The organism is Ursidibacter arcticus, assembly GCF_009761375.1.
Taxonomy (GTDB): Bacteria; Pseudomonadota; Gammaproteobacteria; order Enterobacterales; family Pasteurellaceae; genus Ursidibacter; species Ursidibacter arcticus.
The window spans coordinates 1-359 of sequence record NZ_LEKM01000126.1 but is presented as its reverse complement, the minus strand read 5'-3'; the positions used below and the strand labels follow the sequence as shown (position 1 = coordinate 359).

Genomic DNA, 359 nt, shown 5'->3' with positions numbered 1-359 from the left:
ATATGATTGGATCACTGAAAATAAGCAATCACAAAGTTCTCAATCCGAAGAATATACAGAATCACAAAATACGGCTGAAGCTGATGATATTCAAGAAGAGATTGATGCGACATCTCATTCTGAACCGAGTGCCACAAATCAGCAGTTTACCGATGTCTCTGTCTTTACTCGCCCAACAATTAAGGGCTTAAAAGCAGTTTCACCAGAACAATCTACAACAGAACCTGTGGTGGTAGATCAATCTTTGGTAGCAAATGAAATAACAGATGTTTCTTTATTTAAGCCTGAAGTGATACAAACAAATCTACCTAAAGTTACCGTACCACAATCAACGACACCATTTACTGAAAATGCTATCA

General features: G+C 37.3%; 1 pseudogene. It reads left to right on the top strand.

From position 1 onward, the window contains the following. A pseudogene (locus A1D25_RS05045) lies at positions 1 to 359 on the top strand (hypothetical protein); the annotation flags it as partial.